The organism is Paenibacillus timonensis (genome assembly GCF_022427145.1).
Lineage (GTDB): Bacteria > Bacillota > Bacilli > Paenibacillales > Paenibacillaceae > Fontibacillus > Fontibacillus timonensis.
On the sequence record NZ_JAKSXN010000179.1, the window covers coordinates 1 to 202 of the forward strand.

Here is a 202-nt window from a genome sequence, read left to right on the forward strand (position 1 = left end):
GGGTTCGATCCCCTCAGCCTCCACCATACTTTCTTTTTACTGACGCGGGGTGGAGCAGCCCGGTAGCTCGTCGGGCTCATAACCCGAAGGCCGCAGGTTCAAATCCTGCCCCCGCAATTATCCTCGCATGAGGATGGCATGATCAAAGTGTGGAGCCGTGGTGTAGAGGCCTAACATGCCTGCCTGTCACGCAGGAGACCGC

The 202-nt window shown here is 58.9% G+C and carries 1 tRNA gene; it reads left to right on the forward strand.

The features are described from left to right. Window positions 1–43: 43 nt before the first annotated feature. Window positions 44–117 (forward strand) — tRNA-Met (locus tag MJ257_RS24750). Window positions 118–202 lie beyond the last annotated feature (85 nt).